Here is a 16,684-nt window from a genome sequence, read left to right as displayed (position 1 = left end):
TTTGTCACCGCTCTGTTATACAAGATGAAACGTTTCAGTGGTGGTGTGGTGGCCACACAATCGGTGCCGTTAAAGCCCGCTGTCGAGATTGAGATGCACGTTGTCGATCAGGCGCGTGGTGCCCAGGAACGCGGCCACCAAAATCACCAGGTCGCGGTCAGTCGCCAGAGCCGGGAGCAAGGTTTGTCCATGGCGCACTTCCAGGTAGTCCATGCGAAAGCCAGCAGCTTCGATTTGTTCCCGATGCAGGGCGGTCAGCTTTGCAAAGTCGCGTTCGCCTGCGTTGATGGCTTTGCTCATTGCTTTGAGGTGGCGATACAACTCAGGCGCTATGGCACGCTGCTCCGGGCTCAGGTATCCGTTGCGCGAAGACAGGGCCAGGCCGTCGTCGGCCCGTACGGTGGGCTCGCCAATGATCTGGAGCGGCATGTTCAGGTCATGGACCATGGCCCGAATAACCGCCAGCTGCTGGTAGTCCTTCTGCCCGAAGATAGCCAGGTCGGGCTGAACCATGTTGAACAGCTTGCTGACCACTGTGGTCACACCGTCGAAATGCCCCGGGCGGCGGCTGCCACACAGTTCATTGCTCAGCTGTGCCGCGGTAACACGGGTCAGCCCGGTCATGCCATGGGGGTACATTTCTTCAACGGTTGGGGCAAACAGCAAATGGCAGCCCGCCTGCAGGAGTTTTTCCTGATCGGCGGCCAGGGTGCGCGGATAAGTATCCAGGTCTTCGTTGGCACCGAATTGCAGCGGGTTGACGAAAATGCTCGCCACTACAAAGTCCGCCTGTTGAGCGGCGGTGGTGACTAACGCAGCGTGGCCGCTGTGCAGGTTGCCCATGGTTGGAACCAGGCCGATTTGCTTGCCTTCGCGGCGCGCGCGGGCAACGGCCGCGCGCAATTCGCGAACAGTTTTAACAGTGTTCATGCAGAGAATCCGTGCTCGGTGCCAGGGAAGCTGACGGCTTTGACTTCAGTCACGTAAGCGCCAAGTGCTGACTGGATATCGGGTTGGCCGGTCATGAAGTTTTTTACGAACTTGGGGACGCGTCCGGTCAGGGACAGGCCCAGCATGTCGTGCAGTACCAGCACCTGGCCGTCGGTGTCGCTGCCTGCACCAATGCCGATCACCGGGATTTTTACGGCGAGGGTGATTTCTTTTGCCAGCTCACTGGGTACGCATTCGAGCAGCAGCATGGCCGCGCCTGCCTGTTCCAGGGCGATGGCATCGGCCCGCATCTGCCGCGCCTGGTTTTCGTTGCGGCCCTGGACTTTGTAGCCGCCCAGTACGTTCACTGTCTGCGGGGTCAGGCCCATGTGCGCGCATACCGGAATCCCGCGCTCGGTCATCACGCGAATCGATTCGGCGAGCCACAAAGCGCCTTCTACCTTGACCATATGTGCGCCTGCTTTCATCAGCAGGGCACTGTTGTTCAAGGATTGCTCGAGCGTCGCGTTCGCCATGAAAGGCATGTCCGCGAGTATCAGTGCGTCCTGGTTGCCGCGCTTGACGCAAGCCACGTGGTAGACCATTTCGCCCGTGGTGACTGGCAGAGTGCTGTCATGCCCTTGCAGAACCATGCCCAGGGAATCGCCTACCAGTAACACTTCAACACCTGCCTGATTGCAGGCGTGGGAGAAGGTGGCGTCATAGCACGTCAGCATGGTGATTTTCTCACCTTTTTGCTTAAGGCTTTGCAGGGTGGTCAGGGTGATAGCTGGCATGAAAAGGATCCTCGTCAGGCAGTGTGATAACCACTGCGAGTAACGCGCGTGATTCATCGTTATAGGCAGGTACACCTTTATGGAGGGTGCTTGTTAAGCCTGCTTTTCACATTGCGCCGTCCAGTGGACGGCAGCGGGATGCCTATAGTCGTGACGAGCACACGGGAAGTCAATTCCGGGTGTTACTGGCGGAGTGTTACCGCGCCGGTTGATTCGATTCAGCGATGGGGGGAAGGCGCTCCAGACCGACAAAAGGGCACTCAGCCAATAGTTGGGCGAGGCTACGGCCATCGGCGAGGGTGAGCGTGGCGGGTGCCAGTTCGGCCAGCGGGTAGAGCACGAAAGGACGGGCCTGCATATGATAGTGCGGGACTTTCAGGCGGGGGGTGTCGATCAGTCGGTCGCCGAACAGCAGGATATCCAGGTCCAGTGTGCGCGGGCCCCAGCGTTCGTGACGCTCGCGGCCCTGGTCGATCTCGATGGCTTGTAGCGCATCGAGTAAATCCAGGGGTTCCAGTTCAGAGTCGATAGCTGCCACCGCATTGGTGTAGCGCGGCTGACCGGGTAACAACGAGTCGCTTTGATAGAACGCTGAGACTCCGGCGAACCGGGAGTCAGGCAATTGCGCCAGCGCTTGTATGGCGCTGCGCAATTGCTCAGCCGGGTCAGCCAGATTGCTGCCCATTCCGATATAGATCCGTTCCATCGCTTACTCGTCCGCAGCGCCGCTGCGTTTGCGCTTGGTTGCGCTGGTGCGGCGGCGCTTGCGCGGGGCGGGCCCGGTGCCGTCTTCCTTGGCGTTGCTCAGGTCGCGGATCATGTCACGACGGCCACTGTCATTGGCGTCCTGATACTCGGTCCACCATTCGCCCAGGCCATGGGTCTCTTCGCCCGCGACTTCGCGCAAGAGCAAGAAATCATAGCCCGCACGGAAGCGCGGGTTGTCGAGCAGCATGTCGGCGCGTTTGCCACTGCGGCGCGGGAGACGCTCCTGCATGTCCCAGATTTCACGAATCGGGATCGTGAAGCGCTTGGGAATGGCGATGCGCTGGCATTGCTCGGCGATCAGTTCGTGTGCGGCTTCCTGCATGGCAGGGATAGGCGGCATGCCACGTTCCTGCAAGTACTCCACGCGAGCCGGCAGGGCAGGCCAGAGCAGGGCTGCAAACAGGAATGCCGGGGTAACCGGCTTGCCTTGCTTGATGCGCAGGTCAGTGTTGCGCAGGGCTTCGCTGATCAGGGTATGGGTGTAAGTCGGGCTATGTTCCAGTGCCTCGGCGCTGGCCGGGAACAAAGGATCGAACAGCTGAAGGTCGACCAGCATTTCGAAGGTGTCGCAAGCGTTACCCGAGAGGAACAGCTTGAGCACTTCCTCAAACAGGCGTGCCGACGGGATCTCGCGCAGCATGGGTGCCAGTTCGCGAATTGGCGCCGCGGTATGCTTTTCGATACCAAAGTTGAGTTTTGCGGCAAACCGCACGGCTCGCAGCATGCGTACAGGGTCTTCCTGGTAACGCTGTTGCGGGTCGCCAATCAGGCGCAGCAAGCGATTGCGAATATCGTGTACGCCGTTGGCGTAATCGAGAATGCGTTCGCTGACCGGGTCGTAGTACAGGGCATTGATCGTGAAGTCACGACGCTGGGCGTCTTCTTCAAGGGTGCCGTATACGTTGTCGCGCAAAATGCGCCCGCTTTCATTACGCGAGGACTGGTTGCTGTCTTCCTCTTCGTCGTTTTGCGGGTGATTGGCACGGAAGGTGGCGACCTCGATGATTTCGCGACCAAAGTGGATATGCACCAATTTAAAGCGGCGACCGATGATTCGCGCATTGCGAAATTCGGCCCGCACTTGTTCGGGCGTCGCGCTGGTGGCGACGTCGAAGTCTTTTGGCGTGATGTTGAGCAGCATGTCGCGTACGCAACCGCCGACCAGATAGGCCTGATAACCGGCGTTCTGCAGGCGTTCGACGATATTGACCGCGTACCGGCTGAACTGGGCACGTTGCAGCGAGTGCTGGCTGCTGTTGAGCACTTCAGGGGTGCTGCGCAGTTGTTGCGTGCGACGCTTGGGGGAACGGAGTGACTGGAACAGCTTCTTCAGCATGGGATGCACTGTTTGAAGGAATGTTCGGCCAAAACGAAGAATGACCGCATGATGGGCGGGGATTCTAGCATTTAGTCAGGGGATGGTGTAGGAAGCTGAGCCGCTCTTGCGAGGGAAGCTGCAAGCAGCAAGTGAAAATAGCTGCAAGAGGCCTGAAGTAGAGCCTGTGAGGAAGTTTTTTCTGAATTGCAGAAACTACAAGGGGAGCCGAAGCTCCCCCAGAAGTAGTTGCGTGCTCTATTTTTATTATTGATTGCGGGCTTTTTGTTTTTGTTGATCGCCCCGGTTACAAAGGTCTTGCCTGTGTAACCCTCCCAATCGGGAGATAAGAGCAAACGGATTGCTTTGGTCGCTGTGTTGATGTGATCCGTGATCCGACTAGTTCAGGCTCTGCTTTTTAAGTGCAGTTTTTGTTGTTCTCTGCCTAGCCATGGGGCAAGCCCCAATCACAACACCTCTCCAAAAGAATCAGTTAGCTGCGCCTCCGCCGTGTTGTTTTTGTTATGCGTGAGCCGATACGTCTTATTTTTATTGTGTGCTGCTGTGATTCTTATTGTTCTTGTACGGATACATATAGCAGGTGTCGTGCCAACTTTTGTACGGGCCAGCAAAATAAGGGGTTTTCGGGGTTTTTGCTTTTTTCAGGGCAAAAAAAAGCCGGGTCTTCGTTACCGTAAGACCCGGCTTTTGTTACGTGATTAAACTGCGGTAACAGTTTTTTCACCTTTGACCCTGTTACCCCTCACTGGCGACGCCGGTTTTCCTGCGCGGGATGCCCAGCCGCTGGCGCCGTTCCCACAGGCATTTGCGACTGACGCCCAGCTTGCGCGCCAGTTCGGTCTCGGTCATGTGATCCTGGTGCTCAAGCACGAAGTGCTGAAAGTAGTCTTCCAGTGACAGATCTTCGGTCGGATCAAGGCTGGTGTTACCGCTGCTGATGCTCTGCTGCGGGCCCAGGCCGATGAAGTCATCGTCATGCAAATCGCTCAGTTCAATATCGATACCCAGCAGTTCGGCAGAGATTTCCGGGCTTTCGCACAGAATGACGGCCCGCTCTACAGCGTTCTCCAGTTCGCGAACGTTACCTGGCCATGAGTAATGGCTGATGGCGCGTTCGGCATCCGGGGCAAACTTCAGGTCGGTGCGGCCGACGCGAGCGCTTTGGCGGGCGAGAAACGCGTGGGCGATTTCGTTGACGTCAGCCCCGCGCTCGCGCAAAGCCGGGAGCTTGAGAGCGATTACGTGCAGGCGGTAGTAGAGGTCTTCGCGGAACTGGCCGACTTTGGCCAGGCTCTTGAGGTCGCGGTGGGTCGCGGCGATAAGGCGTACATCCACTTTTTGCGATTGCACCGAGCCCACACGACGGATCTCGCCTTCCTGCAGTACCCGCAGCAGGCGGGCCTGGGCTTCGAGGGGCAACTCGCCGATTTCATCGAGGAACAGTGTCCCGCCATCGGCAGCTTCTACCAGCCCGGCGCGGCCCGCACTGGCGCCGGTGAAGGCGCCTTTTTCGTGGCCGAACAGTTCGGACTCGATCAATGACTCGGGGATGGCTGCGCAGTTCACCGAAATCATCGGTGCCTTGGCTCGCCTGGACAGGTTGTGCAGGGCGCGGGCGACCAGCTCTTTGCCGGTACCGGACTCACCCTGAATCAATACATTGGAGTCGGTTGGCGCCACTTTGCGGATCTTGCTGTACATGTCCAGCATCGGCGGGCAGGACCCGATGATGCCAATCTCGCCGTTGCTGTTATCCACAGTGCCTTTGTCCGTGCTGCCGGCCTTGGCAGGACGTTCGGCAGACGTGCTCTGGAGGTTTTGGCGATCCCGCAGGATGCGCGCAACAGCTTGCAGCATTTCATCGTGATCAAAGGGTTTGGCGATATAGTCGACGGCACCCATTTTCATCGAATCCACAGCCGAGCGCAGGCTCGCATAGCTGGTCATGATGAGCACCGGCTTGCCTTGCCCGAGTTTTATCAACTCGGTGCCCGGAGCGCCTGGCAGGCGCAGGTCGCTGACAATCAAGTCGAACGAGGGAATGCTGAAGCGCTCCTGCGCTTCCTGTACCGAGCCGGCTTCGCTGACCTGGTACTGGTTACGCTCCAGTAAACGGCGCAATGCGGAACGGATGATGGTTTCATCTTCGACGATCAAAATATGCGGCATTGATTCGGTTCTCTCGACGGTCTCAGTTCACAGCGGACGTCGCTTCGACATGACGCGGAAGTGTCACCCGGATACGGGTTCCGCGTTGGCTTTGAATGTCAGCCGGGCTGTCGATGGTGATTTGTCCATAATGCTCTTCAACGATGGAATAGACCAGTGCAAGGCCCAGACCTGTGCCTTCACCCGGGTCCTTGGTGGTGAAAAAAGGTTCGAACAATCGATCGATGATGTTCTTCGGAATGCCGGTGCCTTCGTCTTCCACGATCAGGTCGACCGTGTGCTCGCTGGCTTCGCTTTTGACTCGCACGGCACTGCCGGCGGGCGAGGCGTCACGGGCGTTTGACAGCAGGTTGATCAACACTTGGGCCAACCGTTGAGGATCGCCATCGACCCAGTGATCGGGGTCGCACAGGTTGTAAAACTGCACTTCGAAATTACGCCGGTTCAAGGCCAGCAATCCAATCGCATCCTGGGCAACCTCGGCCAGGCAGACCGGCTCATCATTGTGCTGGTGACTGCCGGCGTGGGCAAAGCTCATCAGGGACTGGACGATGCGCGAGATGCGCTTGGTCTGCTCGAGGATCTGGCTGCTGATCTCGGTCAGTTCGCTGTCGTCTTCGCGTTCTTCGCGCAGGTTTTGCGCCAGGCAAGCGATACCCGTGACCGGGTTGCCGATTTCGTGGGCAACGCCCGCAGCCAGTCGGCCGATGCTGGCCAGCCGCTCGGAGTGCACCAGTTTGTCTTCGAGCATCTGGGTTTCAGTCAGGTCTTCGACCAGCAGCACCAGGCCGCTATTGCCCGGGGCCAGCGGTTCATCAATGGCCGCCTTGTGCAGATTCAGCCAGCGGGTCTGGCCGTCGAGGGCCAGATGCTGCTTGTGCAAGTGCTCGTCGGGCAAGTTGATGAATCCTTGCAGCAGCTCGCGCCATGGATCGCCCAGGGTACTCATGCGTGAACCGACCACGCGCTGTGCCGGGATACCGGTCAGCTCTTCCATGGCCTTGTTCCACATCAGGATTTCCTGGTCCTTGGCCAGTGAACACACACCCATCGGCAGCTCTTGCAATGTCTGTCGGTGGTAGCGGCGCAGGGCGTCAAGCTCTGCGGCCAGGCCGGTCAGACGGGAGTGGTAATCCTCAAGCCGGCTTTCGATGAAGTGAATGTCTTCAGTGACATAGTTTTCGCCGCCGGACTTGTAGGGCAAGAAGGTTTCGACCATATCCTGGGCCACGCTGGGGCCCATCAGGCCCGAGAGGTTGGCTTCGATCCGGTCGCGCAGGCGGCGCAGGGCATAAGGGCGGCGTTCATCGAAGGGCAGGAACAGGTCGCGCAGCGCTTGCTCGACTTCTTTTTGCGCCGCCTTTGCCCCCAGCGGCTTGGCCAGTTGAGTGGCAAATTCCTGGGGCGAGGCTGCATGCAGTTCACGCCGTTGCGGGCGTCGCACGTTATCGACGGCACAGGCTTCGGCGGCACTGGCTTCTTCCGGGCTGGCATTGGTAAACAGGGAAATCAGGGTAAACATCAGAACGTTGGCCGCCAGCGAGGCAATGGCTGCCATATGCCAGCTGGTGTCATCCAGCACATAGATCATGTTCAGCCACGGGATGTAGAACCCCTGGAAATCGCCGATCAGCGGGAACAGCATACTGGCCATCCACACCAGAATCCCCGCCAGCAAGCCGGCAATAAATCCGCGTCGGTTGGCCGTCGGCCAATACAGTACCGAGAGCACGCCGGGCAGGAACTGCAAGGTGGCAACAAAGGCCACGATGCCGAGGTTGGCCAGATCCTGTTCGGCCCCCAGCAGCAGGTAGAAGCCATAACCGGCCATGATGATGGCCACGATCAGCGCCCGGCGGGTCCATTTCAGCCAGCGATAGATATTGCCTTCGGCGGGGGGCTGGTAGAGCGGCAGGACCAGATGGTTCAAGGCCATGCCCGAGAGTGCCAGTGTGGTGACGATGATCAGGCCGCTTGAGGCTGACAGCCCTCCCACATAGGCCAGTAACGCCAGGGGTTTGCTGTTGGCGGCGATGCCGATGCCGAGGGTGAAGTATTCGGGGTTGGTGGTAGCCCCCAGTTTCAGGCCGGCCCACAGGATCAGCGGTACAGCCAGGCTCATCAGCAACAGGAACAGTGGCAGCCCCCAGCTGGCGCTGACCAGTCCGCGAGGGTTGAGATTTTCTGTGAAGGTCATGTGATACATGTGCGGCATCACGATCGCAGAGGCAAAAAACACCAGCAGCAGGGTGCGCCACGGGCCTTCCTGCAGCGGTGTATGCAGGGCTGCGAGGGCCGTCTGGTTCTGCAGCAGCCACACTTCCAGTTGTTGCGGCCCATCGAACACGCCATACAGCGCGTAAAGGCCCACGCCACCGATGGCGATCAGTTTTACTACCGACTCGAAGGCAATGGCGAACACCAGACCTTCATGTTTTTCCCGGGTCGCAATGTGGCGCGAGCCGAAGAAAATCGTGAAGAGGGTGATCAGCGCACAGAAACTCAGGGCCACGCGGTGCTGCACCGGTTCGCGGGTGAGGATGCTGATGGTGTCGGCCACGGCTTGAATTTGCAGGGCCAGCAGCGGTAACACGCCGATCAGCATGAAAATCGTGGTCAGGGCGCCGGCCCAGGTGCTGCGGAAGCGGAACGCAAACAGGTCGGCGAGCGATGAGAGTTGGTAGGTGCGGGTAATCTTGAGGATGGGGTAAAGCAGCACCGGCGCCAGCAGAAATGCCCCGGAGACCCCCAGGTAGCTGGATAAAAAGCCGTAGCCGTACTCGTAAGCCAGCCCGACGGTGCCGTAGAACGCCCATGCGCTGGCGTAGACGCCGAGGGACAAGGTGTAGGTCAGTGGGTGACGAATGATTGCACGCGGGATCATGCCGCGTTCGCTGATCCAGGCAACGCCAAACAGTACCGTCAGGTAGGCGGCGCTGATGAGGATCATCTGGGTCAGGCTAAAGCTCATCGGCATCTTTTTGGCTCTGCAGAATAAAGGTCACAACGATCAGAATCAGCCAAAGCAGATAAGGCCTGTACCAGGCGCCCGTGGCGTCGATCCACCAATCCATGATGGCGGGAGAAAACAGGTAGATCCCGACAACCAGCAACAGGACCAATCGATAGATATACATCCCGCCCTCACTTTTACAGGCCGCATGCCCAAAAACGTGCGGCGATGGTAACGGATGGCTGGCAACCTGCAAGGGCTGTCAGCGTAATTGCGCTTCGGCCAGGGTGAGCGTGCGCGGGATCAGGCTGGCATTCCAGTGCGTGACAGCCCAGTCGAGGACTTCACGGGGGCTGGCATGGCAGAGGCGATCATCGGTGGCCTGGCCCAAGGTACGTAATGCGCGAAGCAGCAGCGGTGTGGCCTGGCTGGCCGTCAGGGGCGGCGAGCGATACGACTTGCCGAGTTTGTGGCCATCAGGTTGCACGATCAGCGGCACATGCAGGTAGCGCGGCTGCGACAAGCCCAACAGTTCCTGCAAGTAGAGCTGGCGCGGTGTGGAGTCCAGCAAGTCGGCCCCGCGCACTATGTCAGTCACGCCCTGCCAGGCATCATCGAGCACCACCGCCAATTGGTAAGCATAAAGCCCGTCGCGGCGGCGAATCACAAAATCGCCGACTTCACGGCCCAAGTGCTGGCCGAAGGAGCCCTGCACCCGGTCTTCAAATTCATACACCAGTTCGGGGACGCGCAAGCGTATTGCTGCGTTTTCCATGGAATGCCCGGCATTGCGGCACAACCCCGGGTAAACCCCGTTGTAGCCTTCGAGTTGTTTGCGCGAGCAGGTGCAGGCATATGCCAGGCCTTGACTGAATAGTCGATCAAGCACCTGGGCGTAGGCGTCGTGACGTTCGCTCTGGCGCACCAGTTCGCCATCCCACTCAAAGCCGTAGCGCTCCAGGGCGTCGAGAATTGCCGCCTGGGCGCCGGGCATTTCCCGTGGCGGATCGAGGTCTTCCATGCGCAGCAGCCAGCGTCCGCCCACAGAACGGGCATCCAGATAGGAGGCGAGGGCGGCAACCAGTGAGCCAAAATGCAGATGGCCACTGGGCGTCGGGGCGAAGCGCCCGATGTAGGAGGGGTTCGAGGAGGCAGTCATGACTTGGATCCTGGGCGCACCCTCTGTGGGAGCGGGCTTGCCTGCGAAGGTATCACCGGGGGCAGACAGGCAGAACCGTCCGCACCGCTGGCGCGCCAGCTCCCGCGATGGAGTCGCAAATTACAGAAACAAAAATGGGGCGTTCGCACGCCCCATCTGGTCAGGCCGGCGATTACTTGCCGACTTGTTTTTCCTTGATTTCAGCCAAGGTCTTGCAGTCTACGCACATGTCGGCAGTAGGACGGGCTTCAAGTCGACGAATGCCGATTTCGACGCCGCAGGATTCGCACCAGCCGTATTCTTCGTCTTCGATCAACTGCAACGTCTTGTCGATTTTCTTGATCAGCTTGCGCTCGCGATCGCGGGCACGCAGTTCCAGGCTGAATTCTTCTTCCTGGCTAGCGCGGTCGGCCGGGTCAGGAAAGTTTGCCGCTTCGTCTTTCATATGATCAACGGTGCGGTCAACTTCCTGCATCAAGTCCTGTTTCCACTTTTGCAGAATCTTGGTGAAGTGTTTGCGCATGGGTTCGCCCATGTACTCTTCGCCCTTCTTTTCAACGTACGGTTCGAAACCGCTGAGTTGACTATTCTGTTGCTTAGCTTGTGTGGGCATGAAATGGACCGCCTCTCATTCTTCTAATCCATTGCGCAGGATTGCAACATCACCGACACCTGCCGGCCCTGCGGCTGCAAGCGGGCGAACTTACCAGATCAAATCGGGCCGCGCTACTCCCGGTTGTCTAGCCCGTTGCCAGTGGCCATGTGCAGAGCCTGTGATGCTTGAGATTAGTGGCTGAATATTAATTTTAGCCGAGCTATGACCGATGCTTGCGCTGATTGGTTCTACTGACTGGCAATCTAAGAGCCTATTTAACTCTCCCTTGCGGCGGCGCTTGGGTAGAATCGGGCTTTTGCTTACCCAGGAAGGCAGGCTCATGGCTCAGTCTTACAGTGCGCGCAGTCGCGCGATCGAACCGTTTCACGTAATGGCATTGCTGGCGCGTGCCAACGAGTTGCAGGCGGCGGGGCACGATGTGATTCACCTGGAAATTGGTGAGCCGGACTTCACCACTGCTGAGCCGATCATTGCTGCCGGCCAGGCGGCGCTGGCCGCGGGTAAAACCCGTTACACCGCGGCCCGCGGCTTGCCGGAACTGCGCGAAGCCATTTCCGGGTTTTACCAGCAGCGTTACGGTCTGGACATCGACTCTTCACGCATTTTGATTACCCCTGGTGGTTCCGGAGCCTTGCTTTTGGCCAGCAGCCTGCTGGTGGATCCGGGCAAGCACTGGCTGCTTGCCGACCCGGGCTATCCGTGTAACCGACATTTCCTGCGTCTGGTTGAAGGGGCGGCGCAACTCGTACCTGTCGGTCCGGAGGTGCGTTATCAACTGACAGCCGATTTGGTTGAGCGCTATTGGGACCAGGACAGTGTCGGGGCGCTGGTGGCTTCCCCGGCGAACCCCACCGGCACGATTTTGAGCCGTGATGAGCTGGCCTCGTTATCGGCAGCAATCAAGGCGCGTAACGGGCATTTGGTGGTGGACGAGATCTATCACGGCCTGACCTATGGCTGTGATGCGGCCAGCGTGCTGGAAGTTGATGACAGTGCGTTTGTGCTCAACAGTTTCTCCAAGTATTTCGGTATGACCGGCTGGCGGCTGGGGTGGCTGGTCGCGCCGCCGGAAGCTGTGGCTGACCTGGAAAAGCTGGCGCAGAACCTCTACATCAGTGCTCCGAGCATGGCCCAGTATGCGGCGCTGGCCTGCTTTGAGCCGCAAACGCTGGCAATTCTGGAAGAGCGCCGGGCCGAATTCGGGCGTCGTCGCGACTTTTTGCTGCCGGCGCTGCGAGAGCTGGGGTTCGGTATCGCCGTAGAGCCGGAAGGTGCGTTTTACCTGTATGCCGATATCAGCGCGTTTGGTGGGGATGCCTTCGCATTTTGCCGGCACTTCCTTGAAACGGAGCACGTGGCCATTACTCCGGGCCTGGATTTTGGTCGTTTCCAGTCAGGTCACCACGTCCGTTTTGCCTACACCCAAAGCCTGCCGCGCTTGCAGGAAGCCGTTGAGCGGCTGGCTCGTGGCCTGCAGAGCTGGAAAGGCTGATGCGCTTTTCTCCGGCGCTGGAAGAAGGGCGTTTGCTCAAGCGATACAAGCGCTTTCTGGCCGATATCGAAACGGCTGCGGGCGAGTTGATCACCATCCATTGTCCGAATACCGGTTCGATGCTCAATTGCATGGTCGAGGGCGGGCAAGTCTGGTTCAGTCGCTCCAACGATCCCAAGCGCAAGCTTCCCGGGACCTGGGAAATCAGTCAAACCCCGCAAGGACGCCTGGCGTGCGTGAACACCGGGCGCGCCAATCGCTTGATCGAGGAAGCACTGCTGGCGGGGGTGATTACAGAGCTCAACGGCTTCACCGCGCTCAAGCGTGAAGTGGCTTACGGGCAGGAAAACAGCCGGATTGATTTTCGGCTGGAGTACCCCGACGGCTATGCCTTTGTCGAAGTTAAAAGTGTCACCCTGGGATTTGACGACTCGCCGGTAGCGGCTTTTCCGGATGCCGTAACGCAACGTGGCGCCAAGCATTTACGTGAGCTGGCGACTCTGGCCCGCCAGGGCGTACGTGCGGTGCAGCTGTATTGCGTCAATCTCACGGGAATCGACGCGGTACGCCCGGCTGAAGAAATCGACCCGGGCTACGCAGCCGCATTGCGCGAGGCAGTCGCTGCCGGGGTACAGGTGCTGGCTTATGGTGTGAGCCTGACGTCCGATGCCGTGGTGGTTGATCGTCGCTTAGAAGTCATCCTCTGAGGCCTGCAGGGTGATCCAGATGCCCTGACTGTCCTCGTGGCAGTCAATGGCAGTCAAGGATTGCCCGGCGCAAGGCCCGGCAACGCATTCACCCGTTTCTATCAAAAACAGTGCGGCGTGGGTGGCGCACTGGATCAGACTGGCGCTGGCATCGAGGAATTGGTCCGGTTGCCATTCCAGAGGCACACCGCGATGCGGGCAACGGTTTTTGTAGGCATATACCTGGCCGTCGCGGCGAATTGCGAACAGGCGCGTGCCATTGTGCTCGAAGCCGCGGCTGCTACCTTCAGTCAGCGTCTGCGAGGGGCATAAAAACTTCATGACTATCCTTAATCGCACCTAAACCATTGGTCGATGACGCGGGTTAGAGCGGGTTAGAGGTTGACGTGCAAATGCAAACAATTATCAAATAGCCCTTTGCTCTGCGATCTACTGTTTCCACGGTGTGGCAATTGTGTTGCCGCCCTAAGCCCTCTTTAGCAAGGAACCCCACTGTATGCGCTTGAGTACCCGCCTGATTACGCTTTGTGCAGGCCTGATGATCAGTCATGCCGGCATGGCTGGCGAGTTGCCACAACGCTGGGTCAGTGCTGGCGGTGCACTCTCTGAGTGGGTCAGTGCATTGGGCGCTGAGTCTAAATTGGTTGGGGTCGATACCACCAGCCAACATCCTGAATCACTTAAATCGCTCCCCAGCATCGGCTATCAACGTCAGCTCTCGGCAGAAGGGATTCTGAGTTTGAAACCGGATGTGTTGATAGGCACCGACGAAATGGGCCCGCCACCCGTTCTGGCGCAGATACGCAGTGCCGGTGTGCCGGTTGAGATGTTCTCGGCGCAGGCCGACCTGGCAAGCCTGGAGGCTACGCTCAAGCACTTGGGGCGCTTGTTGGGTGACGAGGCGCAAGCCGCACACCTGTTCAAGGATTACCAGCAGCAACTGCAGGCGCATCAGCAGCAAGTCACCCGGATCAAAGCGCTTCACGAGGCACCCGGAGTGCTGTTGCTGTTGGGGAATGCGGGGGGCAAGCCTTTGATCGCCGGCAAGGATACGGCCGCGGACTGGCTGCTGACTCAGGCGGGCGGACATAACCTTGCCACCCACACGGGCTACAAGCCGTTTTCGGTCGAGGCGCTGGCCGGGTTGAACCCCCAGGTCCTGGTATTCGCAGACCGTAGCCTGACCGGCGAACAGGCCCGCAAAGCACTGATGAAAGAAAACCCGATTCTGGCTTCGATCCGAGCAGCCAAAAACGGTCGGGTCTACGAGTTGGACCCGACGCTGCTGGTGGGCGGCCTTGGGCCGCGTCTGCCGGCCAGTTTGAAGCAGCTGACGGCTGAGTTTTACCCTGAAGGTGCAGTTAATCCATGAGGACACTGGTCAAGCCTCGCACCTTGTTCATTGGCCTGAGTGCGTTGTGTTTGTTGGCGATCTGGTTATCGCTGGCGCTGGGGCCTGTGAGCCTGCCGTTATTTGACACTTTACGGGCCGCACTGCGATTGGTCGGCCTACCGGTTCAAGGCGAGGGGCTGGAGCAGGCCGAGTTGATTCTGGGGCAGATCCGTCTACCCCGGACGTTATTGGGGCTGGCGGTTGGCGGAGTGCTGGCGCTGTCGGGTGTGGCCATGCAGGGGCTGTTTCGTAACCCGCTGGCTGATCCCGGTTTGGTCGGTGTTTCCAGTGGGGCGGCGCTGGGGGCGGCGATCGCGATTGTCGGTGGTGCTGCTTTTGGCGGCCTGCCGGAATTTTTTGCGCCGTATCTGTTGTCGCTGTGCGCGTTTCTGGGAGGTCTGGGGGTTACGGCGCTGGTGTACCGGCTGGGACGGCGCAACGGTCAGACCAATGTTGCGGTCATGTTGCTGGCGGGTATCGCGCTGACGGCGCTGGCGGGCTCTGCGGTAGGGCTGTTCACCTATCTGGCCGATGATGCGACGTTGCGTACGCTGACATTCTGGAATCTGGGCAGCCTCAATGGCGCCAGTTACACGCGGCTATGGCCATTATTGTTTGTCACCCTGGGTGTTGCCTTGTGGCTGCCGCGCCGGGCCAGTGCGCTCAATGCATTGTTGCTTGGCGAGTCTGAAGCCAGTCATTTGGGGATCAATGTTGAAGGCCTGAAGCGCGAACTGGTGTTTTGCACGGCCCTTGGGGTCGGTGCTGCGGTCGCCGCGGCAGGCATGATCGGCTTTATCGGGTTGGTGGTGCCGCACCTGGTGCGATTGCTGGCCGGCCCCGATCATCGGGTTCTATTGCCTGCGTCCGTGCTGGCGGGAGCGACACTGCTGTTATTCGCCGACCTGATCGCCCGGCTGGCCATGGCCCCCGCAGAGCTGCCAATCGGGATTGTGACTGCGTTTCTCGGGGCTCCTTTCTTTCTTTATCTACTGCTGCGGGGCCGCCACTGATGCTGCGCACAGAAGGTTTGCAGATTCATCGCGCTCAAAAAGTTGTCCTGGCTGATGTCACCCTTGATGTGCGTCCGGGCGAAGTGCTGGGGGTGCTAGGGCCCAATGGTGCAGGTAAAAGCACATTGCTGGCGGCGTTGTGTGGTGAGCTGGCGCCAACCGCCGGGCAGGTCTGGCTGGACCGGCAGCACTTGAGTCAATGGAAGGGCGCAGAGCGGGCACAGCGCCTTGCCGTGTTACCGCAAACCTCGACCCTGGATTTTGCTTTTCGTGTCGAAGAGGTGGTGGGCATGGGCCGATTGCCACATCAGACCGGGCGCGTTCGTGACACCGAGATTATTCTGGCCGCCTTGCACGCCGCGGATGTTGAGCATTTGACGGGGCGCAGTTATCTGGCGTTATCGGGAGGGGAGCGCCAGCGGGTACATCTGGCACGGGTGCTGGCGCAATTATGGCCGGGGCAAAGCGGCCAGACGCTGTTGCTCGATGAGCCGACCTCAATGCTCGACCCCTTGCATCAACACACGACGTTGAAGGCGATTCGTGCCTTTGCCGATCGCGGCGCGGCAGTGTTGATCATCCTGCATGACTTGAATCTGGCCGCGCGTTATTGCGACCGTCTGCTTTTGCTCGAACAGGGGCGGCCGCGTGCGCTGGATTGCCCGCAGGTGGTGTTGCAGCCCGAGTTGCTCAAGGCCGTATTCGGTCTGGAAGTGCTTGTGCAGCCACACCCCGAGCTTGGGCACCCGGTCATTATTGCCCGTTGACAGAGGGCGTCAGGAGCCTGGCCAGGCGCTTTTTTACAGGCAAAAAAAGACCCGGCAAGAGCCGGGTCAAATAACCGTGATTAGCCTGATGAGGAGATTTTCTGAGAGTCCGAACCAAGGGCCTTTCAGAAGATCGACTGGTCTCGCGACCAGATGGCGTAATCATAACAATTCTCATTTCCATGTCAACAACTGTTTATTGGCTTTTCTGGAAGTCTTTGTAAATGGTCGTTTCAGCCTTTGTTGCCAGCCGATAAAAGCTCCACCTGCCGATTCAGCGCCTCTTTGCGTTCTGCGGGAATATCGTTCCAGTGAACATCCTGTAATGCCCCTTCTATTGCGTACAGCAGCACTTTTGAGGCTCTGAAGCCCCGGGCCTTGACCGCCCGATAAGCATTGGCAGCACCCAAGCGCTTCAAATCCGAAGCGTTGTGAATGCCCACTGCGTGTAGCCATTGCGACGACGTTTTTCCAAGATTTTTCAAATGCTGGAGTTCATCGTTCATCAGCCCTCCTTGCGACGGCGTGAGCTCAGCGTTTACGGGACGAAACGATTCCTACAGAGTGTAGCGCTAGGCGGAAAA

16 protein-coding genes are annotated in these 16,684 nt (G+C 59.0%); 5 read left to right on the top strand and 11 right to left on the bottom strand.

Annotated features, from left to right (window positions below):
• Nucleotides 1–69: 69 nt before the first annotated feature.
• From panC to dksA, 9 genes are all read right to left on the bottom strand, one after another.
• The gene (gene panC / locus WG29040_RS20825) at nt 70–930 is read right to left on the bottom strand and encodes a pantoate--beta-alanine ligase (protein WP_003439655.1); all 861 of its coding nucleotides are present in this window, start codon (nt 928–930) and stop codon (nt 70–72) included.
• Nucleotides 927–1,727, bottom strand: a complete 801-nt coding sequence (panB, locus tag WG29040_RS20820) for a 3-methyl-2-oxobutanoate hydroxymethyltransferase (RefSeq protein ID WP_003439657.1) — start codon at nt 1,725–1,727, stop codon at nt 927–929. The genes panC and panB overlap by 4 nt, the downstream gene beginning before the upstream one ends.
• 196 nt (nt 1,728–1,923) lie before the next feature.
• Nucleotides 1,924–2,433: a 2-amino-4-hydroxy-6-hydroxymethyldihydropteridine diphosphokinase gene (folK, locus tag WG29040_RS20815; RefSeq protein WP_029612816.1), complete on the bottom strand. Its 510-nt coding sequence runs from the start codon at nt 2,431–2,433 to the stop codon at nt 1,924–1,926.
• Nucleotides 2,434–2,436: 3 nt separating this feature from the next.
• Complete coding sequence (locus WG29040_RS20810; protein WP_003439661.1) at nt 2,437–3,831, bottom strand: polynucleotide adenylyltransferase PcnB; 1,395 nt, start codon at nt 3,829–3,831, stop codon at nt 2,437–2,439.
• 735 nt (nt 3,832–4,566) lie between these two features.
• A complete protein-coding gene (locus WG29040_RS20800; RefSeq protein ID WP_003439663.1) occupies nt 4,567–6,000 on the bottom strand; it encodes a sigma-54 dependent transcriptional regulator in 1,434 nt (477 codons plus the stop codon).
• 22 nt (nt 6,001–6,022) lie between these two features.
• Entirely contained in the window at nt 6,023–8,977 is a 2,955-nt protein-coding gene (locus WG29040_RS20795; protein WP_029612818.1) for a sensor histidine kinase, read from the bottom strand.
• Nucleotides 8,961–9,137 (bottom strand): hypothetical protein, encoded by a 177-nt coding sequence (locus WG29040_RS20790; protein ID WP_003176118.1) that lies wholly within the window; start codon nt 9,135–9,137, stop codon nt 8,961–8,963. Before WG29040_RS20790 ends, WG29040_RS20795 begins: the two co-directional genes overlap by 17 nt.
• Nucleotides 9,138–9,215: 78 nt before the next feature.
• Complete coding sequence (gene gluQRS / locus WG29040_RS20785; RefSeq protein ID WP_127196814.1) at nt 9,216–10,112, bottom strand: tRNA glutamyl-Q(34) synthetase GluQRS; 897 nt, start codon at nt 10,110–10,112, stop codon at nt 9,216–9,218.
• A 172-nt stretch (nt 10,113–10,284) separates the two neighbouring features.
• Complete coding sequence (gene dksA / locus WG29040_RS20780) at nt 10,285–10,725, bottom strand: RNA polymerase-binding protein DksA (RefSeq protein ID WP_003439669.1); 441 nt, start codon at nt 10,723–10,725, stop codon at nt 10,285–10,287.
• Nucleotides 10,726–11,047: 322 nt separating this feature from the next.
• On the opposite strand from dksA, the gene WG29040_RS20775 reads away from it, so the two are divergent.
• On the top strand, nt 11,048–12,220 hold the full coding sequence (locus WG29040_RS20775) for a pyridoxal phosphate-dependent aminotransferase (RefSeq protein ID WP_003439674.1): 1,173 nt from the start codon (nt 11,048–11,050) through the stop codon (nt 12,218–12,220).
• Nucleotides 12,220–12,927, top strand: a complete 708-nt coding sequence (sfsA, locus tag WG29040_RS20770) for a DNA/RNA nuclease SfsA (protein WP_127196813.1) — start codon at nt 12,220–12,222, stop codon at nt 12,925–12,927. The genes WG29040_RS20775 and sfsA overlap by 1 nt, the downstream gene beginning before the upstream one ends.
• On the opposite strand, the gene WG29040_RS20765 is transcribed toward sfsA, so the two are convergent.
• Nucleotides 12,910–13,248 (bottom strand): Rieske (2Fe-2S) protein, encoded by a 339-nt coding sequence (locus tag WG29040_RS20765; protein ID WP_127196812.1) that lies wholly within the window; start codon nt 13,246–13,248, stop codon nt 12,910–12,912. The genes sfsA and WG29040_RS20765 overlap by 18 nt on opposite strands.
• 175 nt (nt 13,249–13,423) lie before the next feature.
• Here WG29040_RS20765 and WG29040_RS20760 point away from each other — a divergent pair, with 175 nt between their 5' ends.
• Genes WG29040_RS20760 through WG29040_RS20750 form a run of 3 tightly spaced genes read left to right on the top strand, consistent with a single transcriptional unit; the run spans nt 13,424 to nt 16,100 of the window.
• Nucleotides 13,424–14,299: a hemin ABC transporter substrate-binding protein gene (locus tag WG29040_RS20760; protein ID WP_003439686.1), complete on the top strand. Its 876-nt coding sequence runs from the start codon at nt 13,424–13,426 to the stop codon at nt 14,297–14,299.
• A gap of 50 nt (nt 14,300–14,349) precedes the next feature.
• Nucleotides 14,350–15,333, top strand: a complete 984-nt coding sequence (locus WG29040_RS20755) for an iron ABC transporter permease (RefSeq protein ID WP_165439510.1) — start codon at nt 14,350–14,352, stop codon at nt 15,331–15,333.
• Complete coding sequence (locus tag WG29040_RS20750) at nt 15,333–16,100, top strand: heme ABC transporter ATP-binding protein (protein WP_010656972.1); 768 nt, start codon at nt 15,333–15,335, stop codon at nt 16,098–16,100. The genes WG29040_RS20755 and WG29040_RS20750 overlap by 1 nt, the downstream gene beginning before the upstream one ends.
• A 233-nt stretch (nt 16,101–16,333) precedes the next feature.
• On the opposite strand, the gene WG29040_RS20745 is transcribed toward WG29040_RS20750, so the two are convergent.
• Nucleotides 16,334–16,606, bottom strand: coding sequence for a TfoX/Sxy family protein (locus tag WG29040_RS20745; RefSeq protein WP_003439695.1), 273 nt, complete (start codon nt 16,604–16,606; stop codon nt 16,334–16,336).
• Nucleotides 16,607–16,684 lie beyond the last annotated feature (78 nt).

This window comes from Pseudomonas sp. PAMC 29040 (assembly GCF_003994535.1).
In the GTDB taxonomy this organism is placed as follows: Bacteria; Pseudomonadota; Gammaproteobacteria; order Pseudomonadales; family Pseudomonadaceae; genus Aquipseudomonas; species Aquipseudomonas paraversuta.
This window is presented reverse-complemented; position numbering and strand designations above follow the sequence as displayed.